At 69.1% G+C, this 23,442-nt stretch carries 15 protein-coding genes; 9 read left to right on the forward strand and 6 right to left on the reverse strand.

Going from position 1 to position 23,442, the window contains the following annotated elements; genetic code table 11:
• Positions 1-40: 40 nt before the first annotated feature.
• The 4 genes from AVKW3434_RS09575 to AVKW3434_RS09590 form a co-directional block, all read right to left on the reverse strand.
• A complete protein-coding gene (locus AVKW3434_RS09575) occupies positions 41-3,160 on the reverse strand; it encodes an efflux RND transporter permease subunit (RefSeq protein WP_284405649.1) in 3,120 nt (1,039 codons plus the stop codon).
• On the reverse strand, positions 3,157-6,318 hold the full coding sequence (locus AVKW3434_RS09580) for an efflux RND transporter permease subunit (protein WP_284405650.1): 3,162 nt from the start codon (positions 6,316-6,318) through the stop codon (positions 3,157-3,159). The genes AVKW3434_RS09575 and AVKW3434_RS09580 overlap by 4 nt, the downstream gene beginning before the upstream one ends.
• A 52-nt stretch (positions 6,319-6,370) precedes the next feature.
• Positions 6,371-7,645 carry an efflux RND transporter periplasmic adaptor subunit gene (locus AVKW3434_RS09585; RefSeq protein ID WP_284405651.1) on the reverse strand — a complete coding sequence of 425 codons (1,275 nt, stop codon included), beginning with the start codon at positions 7,643-7,645 and terminating at the stop codon, positions 6,371-6,373.
• 319 nt (positions 7,646-7,964) lie between these two features.
• Complete coding sequence (locus AVKW3434_RS09590; protein ID WP_284405652.1) at positions 7,965-9,851, reverse strand: phosphoenolpyruvate carboxykinase (GTP); 1,887 nt, start codon at positions 9,849-9,851, stop codon at positions 7,965-7,967.
• A gap of 430 nt (positions 9,852-10,281) precedes the next feature.
• Here AVKW3434_RS09590 and AVKW3434_RS09595 point away from each other — a divergent pair, with 430 nt between their 5' ends.
• The 8 genes from AVKW3434_RS09595 to AVKW3434_RS09630 all read left to right on the forward strand — a co-directional run bounded on the left by AVKW3434_RS09595 (position 10,282) and on the right by AVKW3434_RS09630 (position 19,690).
• Complete coding sequence (locus AVKW3434_RS09595; RefSeq protein ID WP_272566129.1) at positions 10,282-11,055, forward strand: enoyl-CoA hydratase/isomerase family protein; 774 nt, start codon at positions 10,282-10,284, stop codon at positions 11,053-11,055.
• Between the two features lie 165 nt (positions 11,056-11,220).
• A complete protein-coding gene (locus AVKW3434_RS09600) occupies positions 11,221-11,850 on the forward strand; it encodes a TetR/AcrR family transcriptional regulator (RefSeq protein WP_284405653.1) in 630 nt (209 codons plus the stop codon).
• Positions 11,851-11,997: 147 nt separating this feature from the next.
• Positions 11,998-12,993, forward strand: a complete 996-nt coding sequence (locus tag AVKW3434_RS09605) for a Bug family tripartite tricarboxylate transporter substrate binding protein (protein WP_284405654.1) — start codon at positions 11,998-12,000, stop codon at positions 12,991-12,993.
• Between the two features lie 154 nt (positions 12,994-13,147).
• On the forward strand, positions 13,148-14,365 hold the full coding sequence (locus tag AVKW3434_RS09610) for an acyl-CoA dehydrogenase family protein (RefSeq protein ID WP_284405655.1): 1,218 nt from the start codon (positions 13,148-13,150) through the stop codon (positions 14,363-14,365).
• A 3-nt stretch (positions 14,366-14,368) separates the two neighbouring features.
• The gene (locus AVKW3434_RS09615; protein WP_284405656.1) at positions 14,369-15,448 is read left to right on the forward strand and encodes an acyl-CoA dehydrogenase family protein; all 1,080 of its coding nucleotides are present in this window, start codon (positions 14,369-14,371) and stop codon (positions 15,446-15,448) included.
• Positions 15,449-15,516: 68 nt separating this feature from the next.
• Positions 15,517-17,628, forward strand: coding sequence for an acetate--CoA ligase family protein (locus tag AVKW3434_RS09620; RefSeq protein WP_284405657.1), 2,112 nt, complete (start codon positions 15,517-15,519; stop codon positions 17,626-17,628).
• Positions 17,615-18,172: a nuclear transport factor 2 family protein gene (locus AVKW3434_RS09625; RefSeq protein ID WP_284405658.1), complete on the forward strand. Its 558-nt coding sequence runs from the start codon at positions 17,615-17,617 to the stop codon at positions 18,170-18,172. The genes AVKW3434_RS09620 and AVKW3434_RS09625 overlap by 14 nt, the downstream gene beginning before the upstream one ends.
• 288 nt (positions 18,173-18,460) lie before the next feature.
• Positions 18,461-19,690 carry a porin gene (locus AVKW3434_RS09630; protein WP_284405659.1) on the forward strand — a complete coding sequence of 410 codons (1,230 nt, stop codon included), beginning with the start codon at positions 18,461-18,463 and terminating at the stop codon, positions 19,688-19,690.
• Positions 19,691-19,868: 178 nt separating this feature from the next.
• On the opposite strand, the gene AVKW3434_RS09635 is transcribed toward AVKW3434_RS09630, so the two are convergent.
• Positions 19,869-20,666 carry an SDR family NAD(P)-dependent oxidoreductase gene (locus AVKW3434_RS09635; RefSeq protein WP_284405660.1) on the reverse strand — a complete coding sequence of 266 codons (798 nt, stop codon included), beginning with the start codon at positions 20,664-20,666 and terminating at the stop codon, positions 19,869-19,871.
• A 218-nt stretch (positions 20,667-20,884) separates the two neighbouring features.
• Here AVKW3434_RS09635 and AVKW3434_RS09640 point away from each other — a divergent pair, with 218 nt between their 5' ends.
• Positions 20,885-21,652 (forward strand): IclR family transcriptional regulator, encoded by a 768-nt coding sequence (locus tag AVKW3434_RS09640; RefSeq protein WP_284405661.1) that lies wholly within the window; start codon positions 20,885-20,887, stop codon positions 21,650-21,652.
• A gap of 30 nt (positions 21,653-21,682) precedes the next feature.
• On the opposite strand, the gene AVKW3434_RS09645 is transcribed toward AVKW3434_RS09640, so the two are convergent.
• On the reverse strand, positions 21,683-23,386 hold the full coding sequence (locus AVKW3434_RS09645) for a flavin-containing monooxygenase (RefSeq protein ID WP_284405662.1): 1,704 nt from the start codon (positions 23,384-23,386) through the stop codon (positions 21,683-21,685).
• Positions 23,387-23,442: the final 56 nt, after the last annotated feature.

The following is a 23,442-nucleotide window of genomic DNA, read 5'->3' on the forward strand; positions in this document are numbered from 1 at the left end:
TCCCCATCAAGGGCGCCCCACCAGGCGCCCTTTTTCTTTTTCATGGCGCGCCGGGTACGGGCTCCTCACCCCTTGCCAGCCACCGCTGGCGCCAGCGCTCCAGGCCGTAATAGATGACAGGGGTGGTGTACAGCGTGAGCAACTGGCTGACCGCCAGCCCCCCCATGATGGCCAGGCCCAGCGGCCGCCGCAACTCGGAGCCTTCGCCCGTGCCGAGCACCAGGGGCAGCGCGCCGAGCAGGCCTGCCAGATTGGTCATCAGGATCGGGCGCAGCCGCAGCGCCGCCGCGCGGCGGATCGCCTGCTGCGGCGGCAATCCCTCGCGGCGCTGGGCGTCGAGCGCGAAGTCGATCATCAGGATGGCGTTCTTCATGACCACGCCGATGAGCAGAAACAGCCCCAGCAGCGCCATGAGGCTGAACGGGGTGTTGGTCAGCCACAACGCCAGCAGCGCGCCGACGCCCGCCGGCGGGACGGTGGAGAGGATCGTGAGCGGGTGCACCAGGCTCTCGTACAGCACCCCCAGCACCAGGTACACGGCCAGCACCACGCCCAGGATGAGCCAGGGCTGCGAGCGCACCGCGCTGGCCCGTGCCGCGTCTTCCCCGGACGGCGCCAGGTGCACCGAGGCGGGCAGCATGACGCGCGCCATCACGGCGTTGAGGGCACGCTGGCCCTGCTCCTGCGTCACGCCGGGGGCGAGGCTGTAGCCGATGTACATCGACGCGAACAGCGCGTCGTGCCACACCTGGTCCTCCGCCAGCCCGTAGCGCCACGTGGCAAAGGCGGTGAGCGGCACGCGCGATCCGTTCGGGGTGAGCACCTGCATCTGCGCCAGCGATTGCGGCTGCGAAGTGAAGCGCGGGTCCACCTCCATCACCACGCGGTACTGGTTGAGCCGGTCGTACAGCGTGGTCACCTGGCGCTGGGCGTAGGAATTGTTCAGCACGGACGCCACGGCCTGCATGTCAACCCCCAGCCGCTGCGCGGCCTCGCGGTCGATGTCCACCACCACCTGCTGCGCGCCACCGTCGCTCACGGCCTGCACGTCGGTGAATTCCGGTGCCTCGCCCATGGCCAGCGACACCTTCCGGGCCCAGGTGCGCAGCGAGCGCACTTCGCCTGAGCGCAGGATGACGGCCGTATCGGCCTCGCCGAACGACACGCCGCCGATCTGGATGTCCTGCTCGATGCTCGGGCTCAGCACCCCGCCCGGCACGGCCGGCGCCTTCTCGCGAAGCCGGTTGACCACGGCTTGCGTCGGCTCGCCGCCACGCTCCGCCAAGGGTTTGAGGCTGACGACGAAAAAACTGTTGGCGATGCTGCCGCTGCCGCCGCTGGTGCCGGCCACGTGCGCCACGGCCGGGTCGGCCAGCAGCAGGCGGCGGTAGGCCTCGATCTTGGGCTGCATGACCTGGAACGAAAAGCCATCGTCGCCGCGGATGAAAGCGTGGACGATGCCGGTGTCCTGACGCGGCATCATGATCTTGGGCAGCGACTGGTAGAGCCACACGTTCACGCCCACGACGGCCAGGAAGGCGAGCAGCACCACGAAGCTGTGGCGCAGCGCCCAACCCAGGCTGCGGTCGTAGCCGTGGCGCAGGTCGGCCAGCATCGCGGCGCTGGCGGCCCCCACGCGAGCGGCCCAGGCATGCCGCGCCTGTGCCTGGCGTGCGCTGCGCTGCCCGCGCAGCCCATAGGCGCACAACACGGGCGTGAGCGTCAGGGACACCACCAGCGAGATCACCACCGCCGCCGCCAGCGTGATGGAGAACTCGCGGAACAGCCGCTGCACCACGCCGCCCATGAACAGGATCGAGACAAAGACCACCACGAGGGCGAGCGTCATCGCCACCAGCGTGAAACCCACCTCGCCCGCGCCGCGCAGCGCGGCGCGCAACGGCGTCATGCCGCGTTCGATGTAGCGCTCCACGTTTTCCAGCACCACGATCGCGTCGTCCACCACCAGGCCGGCCGCCACGATGAGGGCCATGAGCGACAGGTTGTTGAGCGAAAAGCCCGCCAGGTACATCACCGTGAACGTGCCGATGAGCGACACCGGGATCGCCACGGTGGGAATGAGCGCCGCGCGCAGCCGCCCGAGGAAGGCCGCCACCACGGCCACCACCAGCGCTACCGAGAGCGCGAGCGTGAGATGCGCCTCGCGCAGCGTGGCCCGGATGCCCTGTGAACGCTCGACGACGATGTCCAGCCGCGCGCTCGCAGGCACCAGCGTGCGCAGGTAGGGCAGCTGGGCGCGGATCGCGTCCACGGTCGCCACCGTATTGGCGCCGGGCTGGCGCCGCACCTGCAGGATGACGGCATCGCGCTCGTTGTGGAAGCCACTGCTGTAGCGGTTCTCGGTGGAGTCGGTCACCCGCGCCACGTCGGACAGGCGCACCGGGGCGTTCTCGGCCCAGCGCACCACGAGCGACTCGTAGTCGGCCGCGCAGGCCGGCGCGCCATCCAGCGCCAGGGGCCAGTGGCGGGCGCCTTCTTCCACCGCGCCCAGGGGCTGCACCGAGCCGGCCCGCACGATGGCCGACCGCACTTCGTCCAGCGACAGCCCCTGGTGCGCCAGGGCGCCCGGATCGAGCTGCACCCGCACCGCCGGCAGCGAGGCGCCCCCGACCGAGACATCGGACACACCCGGCACCTGCGCGATCTTCTGCGCCAGGATCGTAGAGGCGGCGTCGTACAGCGCCGAGGGCGCCAGGTCCGGCGAGGACAGCGCCAGCACCAAGATGGGCCGCTGAGACGACTGGATCTTGCGGAAGGTCGGGTTGCCCTTCATGCCCGCCGGCAACTGGCTGCGCACGGCATTGATCGCCGCCTGCACGTCGCGCGCGGCCGCATCCAGGTCGCGGCCCAGCACGAACTCGAGCTTCACCTCCGTCGTGCCCTGGTTGCTGCTGGACGAGATGGCCGCCACGCCGGCAATCGCACCGAGGGCGCGTTCCAGCGGGGCGGCCACGGTGGCCGCCATGCTTTCGGGGCTGCCGCCGGGCAGGCTGGCGCTCACGCGGATGACGGGGTAGTCCACCTGCGGCAGCGCCGCCACCGGCAGCAGCCGCCAGGCCAGCAGGCCCATCAGCACCAGCGCCAGCGACAGCAGCGAGGTGGCCACCGGGCGGCGGATGCACAGGCGCGCCAGGTTCATGGCCCGCTGCCCGCCGTGTCGTCCTGCCAGGCCGCACGGCGGCGCGAGAGCCGCTGGCCCAGCCGGTCGAAATACAGATACACCACGGGGGTGGTGAAGAGCGTGAGCACCTGGCTGACCACCAGCCCGCCCACCATCACGATGCCCAGCGGCTGGCGCAACTCCGCGCCCGAGCCCTGTGCGAGCATGAGGGGCAAAGCGCCCACGAGGGCGGCCAGCGTCGTCATGAGGATGGGGCGCAGGCGCAGCAGCGCAGCACGCCGGATGGCCTCGTGCGCGGGCAGCCCGAGGCGGCGCTGCGCATCCAGGGCGAAGTCCACCATCATGATCCCGTTCTTCTTCACCAGGCCGATGAGCAGCACGATGCCGATCACCGCGATCAGGTCCAGCGGGCGGCCGCTGATGAGCAGGGCCAGCAGCGCGCCGACGGTGGCCGAGGGCAGCGTGGAGAGGATGGTGATGGGGTGGATGGTGCTTTCGTAGAGCACCCCGAGCACGATGTACATGGTGACCACCGCGGCCAACACCAGCCACAGCGTGTTGGACAGCGATGCACGGAACGCCTCTGCCGCGCCCTGAAAGCGCGTCTCGATCTGTGGCGGCAGGCCGGTGGCTGCAAGCTCCCGTTCGATGGCCGCCACGGCCGCCCCGAGCGAGTGGCCAGCGCCCAGGTTGAACGATACCGTGGCCGCCGGAAACTGGCCCTGCTGCAGGACCTGCAGCGGCGCGGGCTGCTGGGTGATGCGCGCCACGGCCGCCAGCGGCACGCTGCGCCCGGACGGCGTGGACACGAACGTGGTCTGCAACGCATCCAGCCCGCGTGCGTGGCGCGGATCGATCTCCAGCACCACGCGGTACTGGCTGGCCTGGGTGAACAGCGTGGCGATCTGCCGCTGCGCGTAGGCGTTCTGCAAGGCGGTGGCGATGTCGGCCACGGTGAGGCCCAGGCGCGCAGCGGCGTCGCGGTCCACTTCCACATGCGCCTGCCGGCCCTGCTGCTGCAGGTCGCTGGCCACATCCGCCAGTTCGGCGCGGGCGCGCAACCGCTCCACCAGGCGTGGCACCCAGGTGTCGAGCAATGCCGGGTCCGGCGTGGTCAGGGTGAACAGGTACTGCGTGCGGCTCACGCGGTCTTCGATGGACAGTTCCTGCACCGGCTGGAACCAGGCCGTGATGCCGCCCACCTGGCGCGCGCGGGCGCGCAGGCTGTCCAGGATGGCGCGGGCACTGGCCTGCCGTTCTCCATGGGCGCGCAGGTTGATGAGCATGCGCCCGCTGGAGAGCGAGGCATTGCTGCCGTCCACCCCCACGAAGGACGAAAGGCTCGCCACATCCGGCTCCTGCAGCAGTGCGTCGGCCAGCGCCTGCTGCCGCTGCGACACCACGGTGAACGAGCTGTCGGGCGCCACCTCGGTCACCACCTGGACCACCCCGCTGTCCTGCACCGGAAAGAATCCCTTCGGCACGGCCAGGTAGAGCAGGACGGTGAGGACCAACGTGGCCAGCATCGCCAGCATCGTCAGGCCCTGGTGCGCGAGCACCGCGTCGATCGCGCGGCCATAGCGCTCGAGCACGCGGTCCATGAAGCCCGTGCCCTTGCCTTCGCCGGGCGGCGCGTGAAGGGGGGCCTTGAGCAGCCGGGCGCTCATCATCGGCGTGAGCGTGAGCGACACCAGCAGCGAGATTCCGATGGCCACGGCCAGCGTGAGTGCGAACTCGTGGAACAGCCGCCCGACCACGTCGCGCATGAACAGCAGCGGAATCAGCACGGCCACCAGCGACACGGTGAGCGAGACCAAGGTGAACCCGATCTCCGACGCGCCCTTGAGCGCTGCCTGCAGCGGCGGCAGGCCCTGCTCTCGGTGGCGCGCGATGTTCTCCAGCATGACGATGGCATCGTCCACCACGAAGCCCGTGGCGATGGTGAGCGCCATCAGACTCAGGTTGTTGACCGAAAAGCCCAGCAGGTACATCACGCCGAAGGTGCCCACCAGCGACAGCGGCACCACCACGCCCGGAATGAAAGTGGCCGTGGCGCTGCGCAGGAACAGGAAGGTCACCAGCACGACCAGACCCACCGCGAACACCAGCTCGAGTTGCACGTCGCGCACCGAGGCGCGGATGCTCTGCGTGCGGTCGGTGAGGAGCGCCACCTCCACGGCGGCGGGCAGGGTGGCGGTGAGCTGGGGCAGCAGGGCGCGCACCCGGTCGGCGACGTCGATCACGTTGGCACCCGGTTGCCGCTGCACGTTGAGCAGCACGGCCGGCTGTCGGTCGGCCCACGCGGCCAGAAAGCGATCTTCCGGGCCGGATTCGACGGTGGCCACGTCGCCCAGGCGGATCGGAGCGCCCGGCGGCGCAGTGCCCGTGCCGGCGACGGCCGGGTTGGACGCCACCGTGCCGGTGGGGGTGCGCCAGGCGACGATGAGCCGGCGGTAGGCGTCCGGCGAGGTGATCTGGTCGTTCGCGTCCAGCAAGGTGGTGCGGTACGGGCCGTCGAAGCTGCCCTTGGGCTGGTTGGCATTGGCGCCCGCGATCGCCCGGCGCACGTCTTCCATGCCCAGTTGCTGCGCGGCCAACGCCGTGGGGTTGACCCGCACGCGCAGGGCCGGGCGCTGACCGCCGGCCAGGCTCACCAGACCCACGCCCGACAGCTGCGCAAGCTTTTGCGCCATGCGCGTTTCCACGAGGTCGTGCACCTCGTGCAGCGGCAGGCTCGCCGAGGTGATGGCCAGCGTGAGGATGGGCGCGTCGGCCGGGTTCACCTTGCGATAGATCGGCGGTGCGGGCAGGTCGGCGGGCAGCAGGCTGGCCGCGGTGTTGAGCGCGGACTGCACGTTCTGCTCGCCCACGGCCAGATCCGCGTCCAGCATGAACTGCAGCGTGATGACCGAGGCACCGCTGGAGCTGGTGGACGACATTTGCCGCAGGCCCGGGATCTGCCCGAGCCGGCGCTCCAGCGGTGCGGTGATGGCGCGGGCCGTGACATCCGGGCTGGCGCCGGGCTGGAAGGTGAACACCTGGATGACGGGGTAGTCCACCTGCGGCAGCGCCGCCACCGGCAGCAGGCGCCAGGCGATCGCCCCCGCGATGAGCAGCGCCAGCATGAGCAGCAGCGTCGCCACCGGGCGCAGGATGAACGCGCGCGAGAGATTCATGGCAGCGGCGGCACCAGGGCGACGGTCGGGTGGGCGTTGCGGGACATCGCCATCAGCGCGCGGTGCTGGCGGGGGTGGAGGCGGGTTGCTCCGCGCTGGAGGCCGCGGCGGCCTGCGCCTTCGCGCGCTGCTGCAACTGCTGCGCGGTCCGGGGGGGCTCGCCATCCACCACCTGCGCCACGTCGATGCCGTCCCGCAGACGATCCAGCCCTTCCAGCACGACGGAATCGCCTTCGGCCAGGCCCTGGGTCACGACCAGGCGCTCGCCATCGCTGGCACCCAGCGCCACGCGGCGCAGCACGGCTTTACCGTCCCGCACGGTGTACACGTAGGGCCCCTGGCTGCCGTGCTGAACCGCATCCGCCGGCACAACGAGGGCATTCTCCAGCGTGCGCACTTTCAGCCGCACGTTGACGAACTGGTTGGGAAAAAGCGCTTCGTCGGCATTGTCGAACTGGGCCTTGAGCCGCAAGGTGCCGGTGGCCGTGTCGATCTGGTTGTCCAGGGTGGTCAGCCGCCCGGTTCCCAGCAGGGCGGCTTCGGCGCGGTCCCAAGCCTGCACCACCAGGGGCCGGGCATCGCGTGCGCCGGCACGTACGGCCGGCAGCTGGGTTTCGGGAATGGCGAACAGCACTGTGATGGGGTGCGTCTGCGTGATGGACACCAGGCCCTGGGCATCGGCCGTCGCGACCAGATTGCCCGCATCGACCCGCCGCATGCCCAGACGGCCGGCCACCGGGGCCTCGATCCGCGTGTACGACAGCTGCAACTGGGCCTCCTGCACCTGGGCGCGCGCAGTCGCCAGGCTGCCGCGCAGTTGGGCCACCAGGGCTTCCTGGGTTTCCAGCTGCTGCCGCGCGATGGAGTCCTGCTGCAGCAGCGTGCGGTAGCGCGCCACGTCGCGCTCCGCGCTCTGCAGTTGCGCCTGCATCTGCTGCTGCAGGCCCTCGGCCTGTGCCAGTTTCACGCGGAAGGGTGCGGGGTCGATCTCGGCAAGTACCTGGCCACGCCGCACCTCTTGGCCCTCCTGGAACAGCACGCGCGCCAACTGGCCGTCCACGCGGCTGCGCACGGTCACGCTTTGCAGCGCAGTCACGGTGCCGATGGCCTTGATCTGCTCGTCCATGGCCTGCCGCTGCACGCCCACGAGGCGCACCGGAACGGGACCGCTCCAGGGGCTGGGCCCCGGCTCCTGCAGCGCAGGCTGGCGCCACACGAGATACCACGCCACCCAGGCCAGCAACACCAGCACCACGCAGCCCAGCAGCCGCAGCCAGAGACGGCGTGTGGATGCCGCCGGCATCCGCTCAGAAACCATTTCAACCATGTCGGGCCCGTCGAGGGGGAGAAGATTGCCAGCGCCGAGGGCGCAGGAAGCGGGTGCGCAACCCGGCGAACCGGGCGGCGCAGCGGCATTGTCGGCCCCATGCGAAGACGGGGCAGTGGGGACGTGTGCGGTGCGATGCCCGGTGGGGGTTGGCCGCCTGCGAATTTAGCCGAAAGAACGGTCTAAATGATAATGACTTTTAATTGGAAGGTGATCTGTGCCACCACGAAAAAGCGCCCGTGCCGCTGTGCGGACCGGGCGCTTTACATCGGAACGGCCATTCGGGGCGTGGCGCCACCGAACCCCGTGCGCGAAGGGATCAGCCAGCCAGGCGCTTTTCCAGCGCGGCCTTCGTGTCCAGCAACGCGGCAGGCAGGTGGTAGGCCAATTGATCGAAATGGGCCGTGTGCAGCTTCAGCTCGTCGGCCCAGGCGGCGGCATCGATGCGGGTGACCGTGTCGAACTGGGCCGGGGTGAATTCGATGCCCTTCCAGTTGATCTCGCCGTACTGGGGGGCGGTGCCGATCGGCGTGTCCTGGCCGCTGGCCTGGCCTTCGATGCGGTCGATCATCCACTTGAGCACGCGCATGTTGTCGCCATAGCCGGGCCAGACGAACTTGCCGTCGTCACCCTTGCGGAACCAGTTGGTGGTGTAGATCTTCGGTTGCTGTGCGCCGGCGGCCGCGATTTTTTCGCCCATGTTCAGCCAGTGCTGGAAGTAGTCGCTCATGTTGTAGCCCATGAAGGGCAGCATGGCGAACGGGTCGCGGCGCACCACGCCCTGCTGGCCGGCAGCGGCGGCAGTCGTCTCGGAGCCCATGGTGGCGGCCATGTAGACGCCCTCCGTCCAGTTGCGGGCTTCGGTCACCAGGGGCACGGTGGTGGAGCGGCGGCCGCCGAAGATGAACGCGTCGATCTTCACGCCCTTGGGGTCGTCCCAGGCTTCGTCGAGCGCGGGGTTGTTGGTGGCAGCCACGGTGAAGCGCGCGTTGGGGTGGGCGGCCTTGGCGCCGGTTTCCTTGGCGATCTGGGGCGTCCAGTCCTTGCCTTGCCAGTCGATCAGGTGGTCGGGCAGCTTGCCGGTGTCCTTTTCCATGCCTTCCCACCACACGTCGCCGTCGTCGGTCAGCGCGACGTTCGTGAAGATCACGTTCTTGTCCAGACTGGCCATGCAGTTGGGGTTGGTGTGGTAGTTCGTACCCGGGGCCACGCCGAAATAGCCGGCTTCGGGGTTGATGGCGCGCAGGCTGCCATCGGCCTGGGGCTTGATCCAGGCGATGTCGTCGCCGATGGTGGTGACCTTCCAGCCTTCGAAGGCCTTGGGTGGCACCAGCATGGAGAAGTTGGTCTTGCCGCAGGCGCTCGGGAAGGCGGCGGCCACGTGGTACTTCTTGCCTTCGGGGTTCGAGACACCCAGGATCAGCATGTGCTCGGCCAGCCAGCCCGGGCTACCGGAGGGGCCGCCAGCAGCCGCGCGGCCCATGGTGGAAGCGATGCGCAGCGCGAAGCACTTCTTGCCCAGCAGCGCGTTGCCGCCGTAGCCCGAGCCATACGACCAGATCTCGCGCGTTTCGGGGTAGTGCACGATGTACTTGGTCTTGTTGCAAGGCCAGGACACGTCCTTCTGGCCGGCTTGCAGCGGGGCGCCCACGGTGTGCACGCAGGGAACGAAGTCGCCTTCCATGCCCAGCACGTCGTACACGGCACGGCCCATGCGGGTCATGATTTTCATGTTCACGGCGACGTAGGGGCTGTCGGACAGCTCGATGCCCACGTGTGCGATGGGCGAGCCCAGCGGGCCCATGCTGAACGGCACCACGTACATGGTGCGGCCCTTCATGCAGCCGTCGAACAGCGGCTGCAGCGTGGCGCGCATTTCGGCCGGTGCCATCCAGTTGTTGGTGGGGCCGGCATCTTCCTTCTGTGCGGAGCAGATGTAGGTGCGGTCTTCCACACGGGCCACGTCGCTCGGGTCGGACCAGGCAAGGTAGCTGCCGGGGCGCTTGGCGGGATTGAGTTTCTGGAACGTGCCGGCATCGACCAGTTGCTGGCAGAGGCGGTCGTACTCTTCCTGGGAACCGTCGCACCAGTAGATGGTGTCGGGCTTGCAGAGGACGGCCATGTCGGCCACCCAGGCGAGCAGGCGGGCATTTTTGACGTAGGCGGGGGCTTTGAGATCCAGGCCTTGCATGGTGGGGGCGTTCATCGGGAGCTTCCTGAAGTTGAAAAACAGTTTTTTCAAAGGAAGCTGCCGACGAGCGGCGCGACGTGGGGGCCTGCGCATGGGTCTTCTGAGCGCTGCCTTTGAAAAAACGGCTGGATGCTCAGTCGGCGGGCGGGGAGTGCGGCGAGAGCTGCAGGGTCCGCGGGTCGGCTGGGATGACGATTTTATGAATCCCACCCGCGCCTGTCTGTCAGACGGGCATTACTTTCATGCAAAAAATGCATGAGGTTATGTGAGTGGTGAGCATGATCTGGACTGCCATGTCGCTGCCGGGACAAATCTGCCGGTTTTTCCGTAGTCGGCTGCTTGCATGCCTTGCGGATTTCTCCGAAAGTTCAATTACCGCCCGGCAGGTAAAAAATGGATTGCAGTGTTTTGGCCGTGGCGAGATTCCATGCCACCAAGGAGATATATGGACTTCCAGACCTTGCAACTCGCGGTGCAGGACCGCATCGCCGTCGTGACGCTGAACCGGCCACCGGTCAATGCCCAGAACGCGGAGCTGCGTGCCGAGATCACGCAGGTATTCGATGAATTGTCGGATCGGGAGGACGTCTCGGTCGTGGTGCTGACCGGCGCAGGCAAAGTTTTTTCCGCGGGTGCCGACATCCGCGAGCGCCCCAACCTCGGTGCGACCGCGGGCGCCTACGGCCGCCACAACCGGCTGGTGCGCGAATCGTTCTACGCCGTCGTCGAATGCTCCAAGCCCGTCATCGCGGCCATCAACGGGCCCGCCATGGGTGCGGGCTTCGGTCTGGTGATGGCCTCCGACATCTGGGTGGCTTCCGAGGACTGCTATGTGTCGATGCCCGAGATCAACGTAGGGCTCGCAGGGGGCGTGACTTTCCTGCAGGAGGTGTTCGGCCGTTCACGCGCACGTCGCATGTTCTTCACTGGGATGAAGGTCAGTGGCGCCGAACTCTATCGCCTCGGCCTGGTGGAGGCCTGCCTGCCTGCCGAGGAGCTGATGCCCTACGCGATGGACCTGGCGCGCGAGATCGCATCCAAAAGCCCCATTGCGCTGCGGCTGGCCAAGGAGGCCGCGCGACTGACGCAGCTGATGCCGTCGCGCGACGCCTATCGCTACGAGCAGGGCAACACCGTCGCGTTGTCCAAGACGGAGGATGCCAAGGAGGCCCAGCGCGCCTTCCTGGAAAAGCGCGCTCCGGTTTACGTGGGCCGCTGACGGGCAGAGAGAGCAGCCGGGGCTGTGCCCAGGACGCTGCTGCAAAATGGAGGCTGCACGACACCATCCCCATCGCAGCGATGCGAGGGGTTTGTGGCACCGGGGTGGCGCCGATCCGCCGCCCGGCCGGGTGCCAGAACTACAAAAGAGAGGAGGCCTCCCCCTATGGCAAACCGCCCAGCCGCTTCGGCGAACGACCCCGTCGACTCGGCGCCCCCGACCCGCTCCGACACCCGGCAGGAACAGCTCATCGACATTGCATGCCGCCTGTTCGCGCAGCGCGGGTACGAGGGCACTTCGCTGCGTGACATCGCCGAAGAGGCCAAGATCACCAAGGCTGCGCTGTACTACCACTTTCCCAACAAGGAAGCGCTCTACGAGCGCATCGTGCTGGAATCCATGCAGGCGCTGGTGGACTCCGTGCGCGAGGCGATGGCCGGGGGCGCCACGCCGGTCGACAAGGTGCGGTTGTTCATGCAGTCGTCGGCCGACTTCCTCGACCGCAGCCGCCATTCCTGGATCGCGGGCTCCAACGCCTTCTGGTCCGGCAGCGCGGTTGACCCGCGTGCCATGGCCGTCTATCTGCGCGACGAGTACGAACACTTGCTGCGCGACAGCATCGCGCAGGCCATCGCTGCAGGGCAGTTCCGCGCGGTGGACCCGGCCATGGCCGGGCGCATGCTGCTGTCCATGCTGAACCACATCGCGCGGTGGCATTCGCCTGGAGGGCGACTCACCACCCGGCAGGTGATCGAGCAGTACCTCGACATGGCGTTCGGCGGCCTGCTGCAGTAAAGCGCGCCACCGCCCGGCCCTACCCCAAGCTGCCCCGGCCTGCGCCGGGGCGGCTTTTTCGTTTCTGGCTTTCCTGGCGCGCGGCGCGGGTTTTCCCTGTTCATTTACTTGCCGGCCGTTTAGTAGACTTTTCGCAGGAGTCTACCCATGCACACTGACCGCCGCCATTTCCTCTTGTTGCCCTGGAGTGCAGGCCTGGCCTGTGCCCAGGCGCGGGCGCAAGGCGTAGTGGGCGCCGAGGGGCTGGTGGGGTCCAGGCCGGTCCAGATCGTCGTACCCTATGCCGTTGGAGGTCTGACGGACAACCTGGCACGCCCGATTGCGTCGGCCCTTTCGGCGCGATGGTCACGGCCAGTGGTGGTCGACAACCGCAACGGCGGGGGTGGCACCATCGGCACGGCGGTGGTGGCGCGCGCGCCGGGCGATGGCCATACGCTGCTGCTCACGGCATTCGGCTACATCGCCAATCCGCTGTTGATGAAACAGCTGGCTTACGATCCGCGCGCCCTGACTCCCCTCGCCATGGTGGGCGACACGCCCAGCGTCCTGTACGTGAGCACGCGCCTGCCCGTGACGTCGGTGGCCGAGTTGGTGGCGTACGGCAAGGCACACCTGGGCAAGCTGGTGTTCGCTTCGTCCGGCAACGGGTCCAGTCCGCACATCGCCGCAGAACTGCTGGCGTCCCTCACGGGCATGGACATCGTGCATGTGCCTTACCGCGGCAATGGGCCCGCGCTGAACGATCTGCTGGGCGGGCAAGTGCATGCCATGTTCGATTCGGTGGCGTCGTTGTCCCATGTGCGCAGCGGACGGCTGCGGGCGCTGGGCGTTGCGAGCACCGCCCCGCTGGCCCGGGCGCCCGAACTGTTGCCCATCGCCCAGTCCGGCGTGCCGGAGCTGGCCCATTTCACCGCGGGGGGCTGGTTCGGCTTTTTCCTGCCGGCATCCACTGCGCCGGCACTGCAGCGATGGCTGCATGCCGAGTTGCGCCAGGTTCTGGAGCAGCCCGCCGTGCGCGAGGCCGTGGAGCGTGCCGGGGTCGAGCCCCGCAACCTAGAGCTGGAGGCCTTCGCGGCTTACCTGCGCGCCGAGAGCGAGCGCTGGGCCCCCGTTTTCCGTGAACGCAACATCCAACTGGACTGATGCGTGCCGTGCCCTCCACCCCGCCTGCGCGCGCAGCCGCCACGCCGCGGCCCTCCACCAGCACCCGCCCTGGCGGCCGCACCGTGGTCCAGGGCTGTGGCTTCCTTCTTTCCTGCAACGAACCGGGGCTAGCGCCCCAGCACTTCCAAGCACCATGACGATCCCCAACCCTTCATCGCACACCCTCGACCCCTACGATGCCTTCCGCGAGGAACTGCGCCAGTTCGCCGAGTCCGAATGCCCGCCGGCCCTGAAGGAGGTCGTTCGCACCAACCAGAAGGTCACGCGCAACGAGTACCGCATCTGGCAGGAAAAGCTCTTCGCGCGCGGCTGGGGTGCGCCCAACTGGCCGGTGGAATACGGCGGCACAGGCTGGGACCTGCAGCAGCGCTACTTGTTCGAGGAGGTCACCGCGCAGGCCGACTGCCCGCCCCAGTATCACCACGGCCTGGGCCACATCGGCCCGGTGATCATGCACTTCGGAACGCCCGAGCAGAAGGCGCGCTTTCTGCCGCGCATCCTGGACGGCAGCGAGTGGTGGTGTCAGGGCTACTCCGAGCCCGGCGCGGGCTCGGACCTGGCGTCGCTCAAGACGGCGGCGGTGCGTGATGGCGACCACTACGTGATCAACGGGCAGAAGATCTGGACCTCGCACGCGCAGGAGGCCGACATGATGTACACGCTGGTGCGCACGTCGAACGAGGGGCGCAAGCAGGCCGGCATTTCGCTGCTGCTCGTGCCCATGGACACGCCGGGCATCGAGGTGCGGCCCATCCCCACGATCGACCATTGGCACCACGTCAACGAGGTGTTCCTCAACGACGTGCGCGTGCCCTGCGCCAACCTCCTGGGCGTGGAGGGCGAGGGCTGGAAATGCGCCAAGTTCCTGCTTGACCGTGAGCGGCTTTCGCCCGCGACGGTGCCGCGCCTGGCCCGCCTGGCCGAGCAGGTCGGGGAGCTGCTGCGCGCGCGCGGCGCTGGCGGATCGGCGCCCAGCGCGAGCCAGCATGTGCTGCTCGAACGCCTGTACCTGGCCCAGGCCGGCGTGGCGGGCGCGCGCGAGATGCTGCTCAGCGCGATCCAGGAGGAGATCCAGGGCACGTTGGCAGCCTCGAAATCGTCGGCGCTCAAGCTCTACTGCTCGGACCTGTCCCAGCAGCTCATCGGCATCGCGCTGGACATCGCCGGCCCCGAGTACGCCGCACGCCTGGTCGACACCGTCGCGGCCACGGGTCAGGAGGTGGCAAGCGATGCGGACGATCCCCTGCGCCAGCTTATCCACACCTACCTGTTCTACCGCTCGCGCACGATCGCCGGGGGCACCAGCGAAGTGCAGAAGAACGTGATCGCCCGCGACCTTTTTGGAGCCTGACCCATGACATTCCACGCGACGCCGATGTTTCCCGGCGACCTCTATGACACCACCGCCCGCGTGGCCGCTGCGGCGCCCGTGGCCGAGGCCTTCGAATCCCAGGAGCCCAGCGAGACCTGGACCCAGTTCCTGCAACTGGGCTGGCAGGGGGTGCTGATCGACGAGGCGCACGACGGCGCCGGCGCCTCGCTGGGCGACGTGGCCGCTATCGCCGAAGCCGCGGGCCGGCATGCGCTGGCGCAGCCCCTGGCCGCACGGTGTGCCGTGGTGCCCCTGCTGCTGGCCGGCCTGCCGGGCGCCAGCGACGTGCTGCGGGCCATGGCTGCGGGCGAGGCCTCGGTCTGCCCCGTGCTGGACACGGGTCCGGTGCCCCTGGCTGCCGTGCGTGATGGCGATCGCCTCACGCTCAACGGCCGCCTGCATGGCGCCGACCTGACCGAGCCCGCCACACACTTCGTGTTCGTCGCCACGCAGGACGATGGCCTGCCGCTGCTGGTGCTGGCACCGCGCGATGCCGTGCCGGGCCACGCCAGCACCTGGCTGGGCATCGACGGGCGCCAGACGGCCGACATCGCCCTGGCCGGCGTTACGCTGGCGGCATCGAGCGTGCTGGCGCAGGGCGAGGGCGTGCACACCCGCGTGGAGCGCGCCAGCGCGGTCGGCGGCCTGCTGGCCTGCGCCCAGACCGTGGGCGCCATCGGCGCGATGATCGAGCAGACCATCGAGTACCTCACCACGCGCGTGCAGTTCGGCGTGGCGCTGGCCACCTTCCAGGCGCTGCGCCACCGAGTGGTGGAGATGTACGTGGCCTACGAGAACGTGCGCGGCATGGTGCGCCGGCAGGTGCTGGACCTGTGCGAAGGCCCGGCCGGCAGCGCGCCGCGCGACATCGCGTTGGTCAAGCTCTACCTGTCGGTCACGGGGCGCCAAGTGGCCGAGTCCGCGATCCAGCTGCACGGGGGCATCGGCATGTCACGCGAACTGCCCGCGGCGCGCCTGGCCATGCACGCACTGGCCTGCAGCCTGCAGTGGGGCGATCGCTTCGCGCACCTGGACCGCCTGGCGCGGCCCGCGCTGCACTGAGCTGCCCCGGCCACGCCACCCTCCCGAACCGACCAGACAGAGACCCCCGTACAGAAGGACGCTTCCCCATGCATTCGTTGCACCCCCTGTTCCACCCCACGTCGGTCGCCCTGGTGGGCGCCTCGTCGGACCCCGAACGCATCGGCGGTAGGCCGCTGCGTTTCATGCTCGAAGGGGGCTTCGAGGCGCCGCTGTACCCCGTCAACCGCAGCGGTGACACCATCCAGGGCCTGCCGGCCTACGCCAGCGTGCGCGACATCCCGCACCCCGTGGACCACGCCATCATCTGCGTGCCCGTGGCGGGCGTGGAGGCGGCGGTGCGCGACAGCATCGCCAAGGGCGTGAAGGCCATCCAGGTGCTCACGGCCGGGTTCGCCGAGGTGGACGCCGAGGGGCTCGCGCTGCAGGACCGCATCGTGGGCCTGTGCCGCGATGCCGGGGTGCGCATGGTCGGCCCCAACTCCCTGGGTCTGCTGAACGTGCCCACGCGCTTCTTTGCCACCTTCTCCACGGCGCTCAATGGCTTAAAGCCGCGCCCCGGCCCCATCGCCCTGGCCACCCAGAGCGGAGCCTTCGGCTCGGCCGCCTACGGCGCGGCATCGCTGCGCGGCCTGGGCTTCAGCAAGATCGTGGCCACGGGCAACGAGGCGGACGTGGATGTCGCCGAGTGCATCGACTACCTCGTGGACGACCCCGATACGCGCGTCATCTGCGCGGCGCTCGAGTCCTGCCGCGATGGCGATCGCCTGCGCGCCGCTCTGCTCAAGGCCGCGCATGCCGGCAAGCCCGTGGTCATCATGAAAGTGGGGCGCACGGAACTGGGCGCGGCCGCCGCATCCACGCACACCGGCTCGCTGGCCGGCGACGACGCGGTGTACGCCACGGTGTTCGAGGAGTGCGGCGCCTGGCGCGCCGCTTCGATCGAGGAGATGCTCGACATCGCCTACCTGCACTCCACCACGGGCCGGCTGCCGCAGAACACCGATGTCGGCGTGGTCACCGGCTCGGGTGGCATCGGCATCCTGATGGCCGACGACGCAGGCGAGCGCGGGCTGCAGCTGTCGCCGCTGCCGGCCGCCGCGCGGGCCGCGGCGCTGGAGCTGCTGCCGTTCGCCGTGGCCAGTAACCCCCTGGACATGACAGCGCAGGTGACCGCCGTGCCCCAGGGCGTGCCGCGCACCGTGGCGCTGATGCTGGACCAGGCCGACTACGGCACCGTGTTCGCCTACCTGGCGCATGTGGGCCTGTCGCCGCAGCGCTTCGCGGCCACGCAGGCGGAGCTGATCGCGCTCAAGCAGCGCCATCCGCACCGGCTGCTGGTGCTCGTCATGCTCTCGCGGCCCGAGGTGAATGCGGCGCTGGAACAGCACGGCATCGCCGTGTTCGAAGACCCTTCGCGCGCCGTGCAGGCCGTGGCGGCGCTGGCCCACGTGCACCAGCGCCGGAGCGCCCTGCACCTGCCGCCCCCGTCGACCGGGCCTTCCGCGCCGCTGGGGAACGTGGCCACCGAAGACGGCGCCAAACGTGCGCTCGCGGCCGCGGGCCTGCCCGTGCTGCCCGAGCGGATCTGCCGCAGCGCCACGGAGGCTGCCGAGGCGGCCTCCGCCATGGGCTACCCCGTGGTGGCCAAGATCGTCTCGCCCGACATCGTGCACAAGACCGAAGTGGGGGGGGTGCTGCTGAACCTGCCCGACGCGCAGGCCGTGGCCGAAGGCTTTGCCACGCTGATGCAGCGCGCGCAAACGGCCCGGCCCGATGCCCGGCTCGACGGCGTGTTGGTGGCGCCCATGCTCAAGGGCGGGGTGGAACTGATCGCCGGCATCCACCGGGACCCGACCTTCGGACCCATGGTGATGTTCGGCTCGGGCGGCACGGCCGTGGAGCTGTTCAAGGACGTGGCCTTCGCGTCGGCACCGCTCACGCCGCAGCGTGCCCGGGCGCTGATGGAGCGCGTGCGCTCCACACAGTTGCTGCGCGGCTGGCGCGGCGGTCCGCAGTACGACGAACAGGCCCTGGCCGACGCGCTGTGCAGGCTGTCGGAGTTCGCCTTCTCGCATGCCGATCAGATCGAGAGCATCGACATCAACCCGCTGGTGGTGCGGGTGCAGGGCGCCGCCTGCCTGGATGCTGTGATCGCCGTGCGCGCTCCCGCGCCAGGGGACTCCCATGGTACCCATTGAAGCGCGCCTGACGGCGCTGGAGGCCGGGTGGCAAGCTCTGGCCGACAAGGATGCCATCCGCGAATGCCTGTACCGCTACAGCCGGGGCATCGACCGCTGCGATGCAGAGGCCCTGCGCAGCGCCTACTGGCCCGACGCTACCGACCGCCACGGCCCCTACCAGGGCAGTGCGGAGGGATTCATCGACTGGGCCCTGGACAAGCTGCCGGGGGGCGGCCGAATGGTGCACCTGCTGGGCAATATCGCGATCGAACTGCGGGGCGAGCAGGCCGCGGTCGAGAGCTACTTTCAGGCCTTCCAGACGGGTACCGGCGCCCAGGGGACGGCCGCCGAGACCTTTCTGTGCGGCCGCTACATCGACCGCTTCGAGCGCCGCGCTGGCCAATGGCGCGTGGCGGCCCGCACCGTGGTCTACGACTGGATCCGCGAGGCGCCCGCCGCCCCGGGCACGGATGCGCAGCGCTTCGGCGTGCGCATGCCTGTGGGCGCGCACAAGCCGGCGGATGCGTGGTATGCGCTGCTGTCTGGATTACCCGATGGATAATTTCGACGCCTGATTTTCGTTGGTCTTCAATAATAGCCTGGATGAATAATCCGGGCCATTGGCGCTGGATTTTTTGATTTTCGGATGGGTTTTCTTTGATGGTCGGTGAATACCCGTAACCGATCGGTGCATACCCTGCAATTGCTATGTAGGTCATTGAAATCAATAGGATTTTTTCTTACCATTTTTTAACCGGTCGACAGGTAACTGATGAATTTGCTTTGGGTGGCCGGTCATGTGCCAACCCTGGCGGGTGGCGATTCATATTGCTGCGTGAGGAGACATTCGATGTCGGAAATATTCAACAAAACAGCCGGCTGCATTCGCCGGGGCATCCAGGGCACGCCATCACGCGTGCTAGTGGGCGCCATGGCCGCCTGGGCCTGTGGCCAAGCGCCGGCGTGGGCGCAACAGGCGCAGAAAGAAGAGCTGCGCCAGATCACCACGCCCGCGGGCGGCATGGCCGCCGCCGCATCCAGCGTGACCCTTTATGGACTGATCGACACCAGCATCGCCTATGCCTCCGGCGCGGGCGGGCGCATCACCAAGCTGGACAGCGGGCACATGAATGGATCGCGGTTCGGTTTCCGGGGCTCCGAAGACCTGGGCGGCGGGCTGCGTGCCAATTTCTGGCTGGAGGCAGGCATCAACTCCGACACGGGTGGCTCGGGGCAGAACCAGGGCGCAGGCGCCAAGTTCTTCGGCCGGGGTTCCCTGGTCAGCCTCACGGGCGACTTCGGCGAGGTGCGGCTGGGCCGTACGGTGACCACGATCAGCTCCGAGGCGCAGGCCGTGGGCGATGCCTTCGGTTTGGGTGGCGCCGGCAACCTGCAGGGCATCCAGCCGGCCACGGGCCGCGCGAACAACACGGTCTGGTACCAGTCGCCCTCGCTGTCCGGATTCATCGGCAAGTTCTCGTACTCCTTCGGCGAGCGCACCAGTGCCACCGGCGGCACCCAGGCCGCCAACCAGGCCGCCGTCGCGTTGTTCTATTCCGGCCAGGCGCTCAGCGGCGCGGTGGCGTACACCACCTTGCGCCATCCCACGGACCTGAGCACGGTGCGCTGGCTCAACTCCAGCCTGGCCTACAACTTCGGCGGCTTCAAGCTGTTCGGCTCGTTCGCGACATTCAAGAACCCCGGCGCCGACCTCAGCCCGGCCGTGCATGCCGCGCTGGATGGCAATGTGCAGTTGGCGGGCATTCCGACCGTGGGCTACTACGCCGGGCAGGACGACCGCAGCGCCTCTCTGGGCGTGGCGGTACCGTTCGGGGCCAGCACGGTGCTCGCGCAGGTCGTCAAGGTGGATGACCGCGGCCCGCTGAACCGCGATGCCACGCAGTTCGGCGTGGCCTATCTGTATGCCCTGTCCAAGCGCACCACGCTGTATGCGGATTACGGCAAGGTGAAGAACCGCAACGGTGCAGGCTACGCGCTGACGGGCGCGACGTCGCAGGCCGGTCTCGGTGACGGCGGCAACAGCGATGCCGTGCACGTGGGCGTGCGCCACGCCTTCTGAAACCCGCGGTCGCGGGCAGGCCCACCTGGTGGGGACGGGGCCTGACCTGATGGCGCGCGGAGCAGCAGGAGTCCAAGGGCACCGGCCGCGTTGCAGCGCGGGTCGGCTGCCGGGTACCAAGCTCTGGAAGGCGCGGTGCGCAGGCTCGACGGGCCTGCGCACCGCGCCCGCAGGCGTTTCAGCCGGTGGCGGGCCGGCCCCAGCCGCCCATGGGCAGCGAGCCCATGAGCGTGTGCGCCAGACCACCGTCCACCAGCAATTCGGCGCCATGCACGTAGGCCGCGTCGGGGCCCAGCAGGAAGGCGGCCACGCTTGCCATGTCATCGGCTTCGGCCAGTCGCCGCAGGGGCACGCGCGCCTCGCGCAGCGTGCGGGCCTCGGGGTCGGCATAGGCCGCAGCCGTGCCCGGCGTGAGCGTCAGCCCGGGCGAGAGCGCGTTCACGCGGATGCCCTCGGGGCCCCACTCGGCGGCCATCTGGCGCATCAGCATGAGCGCGGCGGCCTTGCTGGCGCTGTAGGCGCCCAGCGGCGGCGTGGCATGGCTGCCCGAGATCGATGTGATGAACAGCACGGTGCCACGCGCGGCTTTCAGCGCCGGGTAGGCGGCCTGGGCCAGCAGCAGCGGCGCGCGCGTGTTGACGGCGAAGACGCGGTCCCAGGTGGCGGGGTCGTACGTGGCCAGGGGGCCCGGTGCCGCGAAACCCGCGTTACTGACCACGGCGTCCAGGCCCCCGAAGGCGTTCACGGCCTGCGCGCACAGGCGGGCCGGAAAGGCCGCGTCGGCCAGGTCGCCGCCCAGTACGAGCGCGGTGCCGCCCAGTTGCCGGATCTCGGCCGCCAGGGGCTCCAGCTCGGCCAGGTGCTGGTCCGCCAGCGCGATGCGGGCGCCGCCGTGGGGCGCCGCGTCCCGCGCCAGACGCAGTGCGATGGCGCGGCCGATGCCCCGCGCGGCGCCGGTGATGATGCAGCGGTTCATGCGGCCTCCGCTGCCGTGGTAACGCCGGGCTGGCCGATGGAAGAGAAAGGAAGGTGTGCCATGGGGTTCAAGGGTTGGAATGAAGGCTTGCGGGAAGGAGAGCGGTATGCCGCGCGGGCCTGGGCCCGTGTCGCGCGCAGGGCTGCCGGCGGTGGCGCGGGGCCGCACAATGGACCGGCCATGCCATGCACCCGCCGCGTCGTCTCCGGAGCTTTCCCATGCCCGCCAGTACGGTGAAGTCCGCCACCCGGGTGCTGCAGGTGCTGGAATACTTCTCGCAGGTGCGCACGCCCCTGCCGCTCAAGCGCATCAGCGAGGCGCTGGGCTACCCCCAGTCGAGCACCACGGTGCTGCTCAAGAACCTCATCGCCATGGGCTACCTGCGCTATGACCGCACCGAGCGCCTGTACTTCCCCACGCCGCGCGTCACGTCGCTGGGTGACTGGATCTCGCAGGCGCTGTTCGGGCAGGGCCGCATCTTCGAACTGATGCACGACCTGCACGGCGCCACGGGCGAGACGGTGTCCATCGCCATGCTCAACGACATCTATGTGCAGTACATCCGCGTCATCCAGTCCACGCATGCCATCCGCTTTCACACCGACGAGGGCAGCCTGCGCCCGCTGACCCGTTCGGCCGTGGGCTGGCTGCTGCTCACCGACCGCACCGATGCGGAGGTGGAAAAGCTCGTGCACCGCGCCAACATTGCCGTGCAAGGGCGCGAAGACCGGGTGCCGCTGGAGACCATCGCCCCCGAGGTGGCCGGCGCCCGTCTGCGCAAGGCGCTCTACCTGGAGAACCTGCCGCTGCTGGGTGGCGCCACCATCGGCGTGGTGCTGTCCTGGCGTGTGCAGGGCCGCCTCGTGGTGCTGGGCATGGGTGGCACCATCGAGCGCATGCGGCCCCACCGGGCGCGCTACACCGCGCTCATGCGGCGGCTGGCCCTGCAGCTGGAGCAGCCGCAGCCCGGGCCGGGCCACGCGTAGCGCACGCATCGGGCAGGGCGGCGCGGGCGGTCAGCCCGCCACCGCTGCTTCGGCCGGGGCTTCCTGGCCCTTGTACGGCGCCGGCCGCGCAAGGGTTGGGCGCTGGAAGGTGAAGTTGCGGTAGCCGTCCTGCGCAGCGGCCGCGCAGTGCTCGCGGTACTTGGCGAAACCTCCGGTGAACAGCGTGAGGCCCTGCGGCTTGTCCTTCACGTTGGCGCCCACATACCAGGTCTTGGCCTTGAGCAGCAGCGAGCGCTGCGACAGCGTGTAGACCAGGTCCATCCAGCCCTGCTCAGCCTGGGCGGTGGGCTCGATGGTGGCCAGTCCCTGGCGCTGCATGTGCTGCATGGCGGCGGCGATCCAGTCCACGTCGTTTTCGCTGATGCGGATGATGTTGGCCAGCGCGGCGGGGCCGTTGGGGCCGGTGGTCATGAAGAGGTTGGGGAAGCCCTCCATCATCAGGCCCAGGTAGGAACGCGCGCCGTCCTGCCACTTGCCGTTGACGGTGCGGCCGTCGCGGCCAACCACGTCGAAGGCCAGCATTGCGCCCGTCAGGCCGTCGTAGCCGGTGGCCAGGATGAGCATGTCCAGCTCGACCTCGCCGGACTGCGTGCGAACGCCCTTCTCGGTGATCTCCACGATCGGGTCGTTCAGCAGGTCCACCAAGTGCACGTTGGGGCGGTTGTAGGTCTCGTAGTAGCTGGAGTCCAGGCAGGGACGGCGCGCGAAGATGGGGTAGCCGCGCGGCTTGAGTTGCTCGGCCGTCACCGGGTCCTTCACGACCTCCCCGATCTTGCCGCGCACGAATTGCGCCACATGCTCGTTGGCTTCGGCGTTGGTCATCAGGTCGCAGAAGGTGCCGAGCATGGCCAGGCCGCCGCTCTTCCAGGCATCTTCCAGCAGCTGCTGGCGCTGGCGGGGCGTCACGCTGAAGAACGCGCGGGTGGATTGCGGGCGCACGCCGCCCACGGCACTGTTGCGCGCGGACTCGCGGATGCCGGCGTAGTGGCGCTTGACCTCGGCCATGTACTCGGGCGTGAGGTCTTCGTTGCGCATGGGCATGGTGAAGCTGGGCGTGCGCTGGAAGACGAACAGCTCGCCGGCCTCCTTGCCCACCTCCTGCACGATCTGGATGCCGCTGGAGCCGGTGCCGATCACGCCCACGCGCAGGCCTTCGAAGCGCACGGGCTCGTGCGGCCACCTGGCCGGGCGCAGCAGGCGGCCCTTGAAGCGCTCCAGGCCGGGGATCTCGGGGTCCTTGGGGATGGAGAGCGGGCCAGTGGCCATGATGCAGTAAGTAGCCTCGTAGACGGCGCCGCGGTCGGTCTTCACCGTCCACAGCTGGCGCTCCTCGCTCCACACGGCGCTGGTCACGCGCGTGTTGAACTGGATGTGCCGGCGCAGGTCGAGCCGGTCAGCCACGAAGTTGATGTAGCGCAGCAGCTCGGGCTGGGCCGCGAACTGCTCCGACCAGGTCCACTCCTGCTCGATCTCGGGCGAGAAGGAGAAGCTGTAGTCGATGCTGGGCAGGTCCACGCGCGCGCCGGGGTAGCGGTTCCAGTACCACACGCCGCCCACGTCGCCGCCGGCCTCGAAGCCCTGGATCTTCAGGCCCATTTCCCGGAACTTGTACACGGCGTACATGCCGCCGAAGCCCGCGCCGACGATGGCGACGTCGATGCGCTGGGGCGGGGTGGGAGCGTTGGCGTTCCCGTGCGGGGTTTGCGTTGTCATGTTGTCTCCTCTGGGGGGCGGCATGGTCCGTGCCGCGGATGGTTTCAGATGGGGTC

Origin of the sequence: Acidovorax sp. SUPP3434 (assembly GCF_030159015.1) — a bacterium.
In the GTDB taxonomy this organism is placed as follows: Bacteria; Pseudomonadota; Gammaproteobacteria; order Burkholderiales; family Burkholderiaceae_C; genus Paracidovorax.

What these genes read in the sequence shown, in the direction of transcription:
- AVKW3434_RS09575 (WP_284405649.1), bottom strand. Translation starts at nt 3,160, where the DNA reads ATGAACCTGGCGCGCCTGTGCATCCGCCGCCCGGTGGCCACCTCGCTG.
- AVKW3434_RS09580 (WP_284405650.1), bottom strand. Translation starts at nt 6,318, where the DNA reads ATGAATCTCTCGCGCGCGTTCATCCTGCGCCCGGTGGCGACGCTGCTG.
- AVKW3434_RS09585 (WP_284405651.1), bottom strand. Translation starts at nt 7,645, where the DNA reads ATGGTTGAAATGGTTTCTGAGCGGATGCCGGCGGCATCCACACGCCGT.
- AVKW3434_RS09590 (WP_284405652.1), bottom strand. Translation starts at nt 9,851, where the DNA reads ATGAACGCCCCCACCATGCAAGGCCTGGATCTCAAAGCCCCCGCCTAC.
- AVKW3434_RS09595 (WP_272566129.1), top strand. Translation starts at nt 10,282, where the DNA reads ATGGACTTCCAGACCTTGCAACTCGCGGTGCAGGACCGCATCGCCGTC.
- AVKW3434_RS09600 (WP_284405653.1), top strand. Translation starts at nt 11,221, where the DNA reads ATGGCAAACCGCCCAGCCGCTTCGGCGAACGACCCCGTCGACTCGGCG.
- AVKW3434_RS09605 (WP_284405654.1), top strand. Translation starts at nt 11,998, where the DNA reads ATGCACACTGACCGCCGCCATTTCCTCTTGTTGCCCTGGAGTGCAGGC.
- AVKW3434_RS09610 (WP_284405655.1), top strand. Translation starts at nt 13,148, where the DNA reads ATGACGATCCCCAACCCTTCATCGCACACCCTCGACCCCTACGATGCC.
- AVKW3434_RS09615 (WP_284405656.1), top strand. Translation starts at nt 14,369, where the DNA reads ATGACATTCCACGCGACGCCGATGTTTCCCGGCGACCTCTATGACACC.
- AVKW3434_RS09620 (WP_284405657.1), top strand. Translation starts at nt 15,517, where the DNA reads ATGCATTCGTTGCACCCCCTGTTCCACCCCACGTCGGTCGCCCTGGTG.
- AVKW3434_RS09625 (WP_284405658.1), top strand. Translation starts at nt 17,615, where the DNA reads ATGGTACCCATTGAAGCGCGCCTGACGGCGCTGGAGGCCGGGTGGCAA.
- AVKW3434_RS09630 (WP_284405659.1), top strand. Translation starts at nt 18,461, where the DNA reads ATGTCGGAAATATTCAACAAAACAGCCGGCTGCATTCGCCGGGGCATC.
- AVKW3434_RS09635 (WP_284405660.1), bottom strand. Translation starts at nt 20,666, where the DNA reads ATGAACCGCTGCATCATCACCGGCGCCGCGCGGGGCATCGGCCGCGCC.
- AVKW3434_RS09640 (WP_284405661.1), top strand. Translation starts at nt 20,885, where the DNA reads ATGCCCGCCAGTACGGTGAAGTCCGCCACCCGGGTGCTGCAGGTGCTG.
- AVKW3434_RS09645 (WP_284405662.1), bottom strand. Translation starts at nt 23,386, where the DNA reads ATGACAACGCAAACCCCGCACGGGAACGCCAACGCTCCCACCCCGCCC.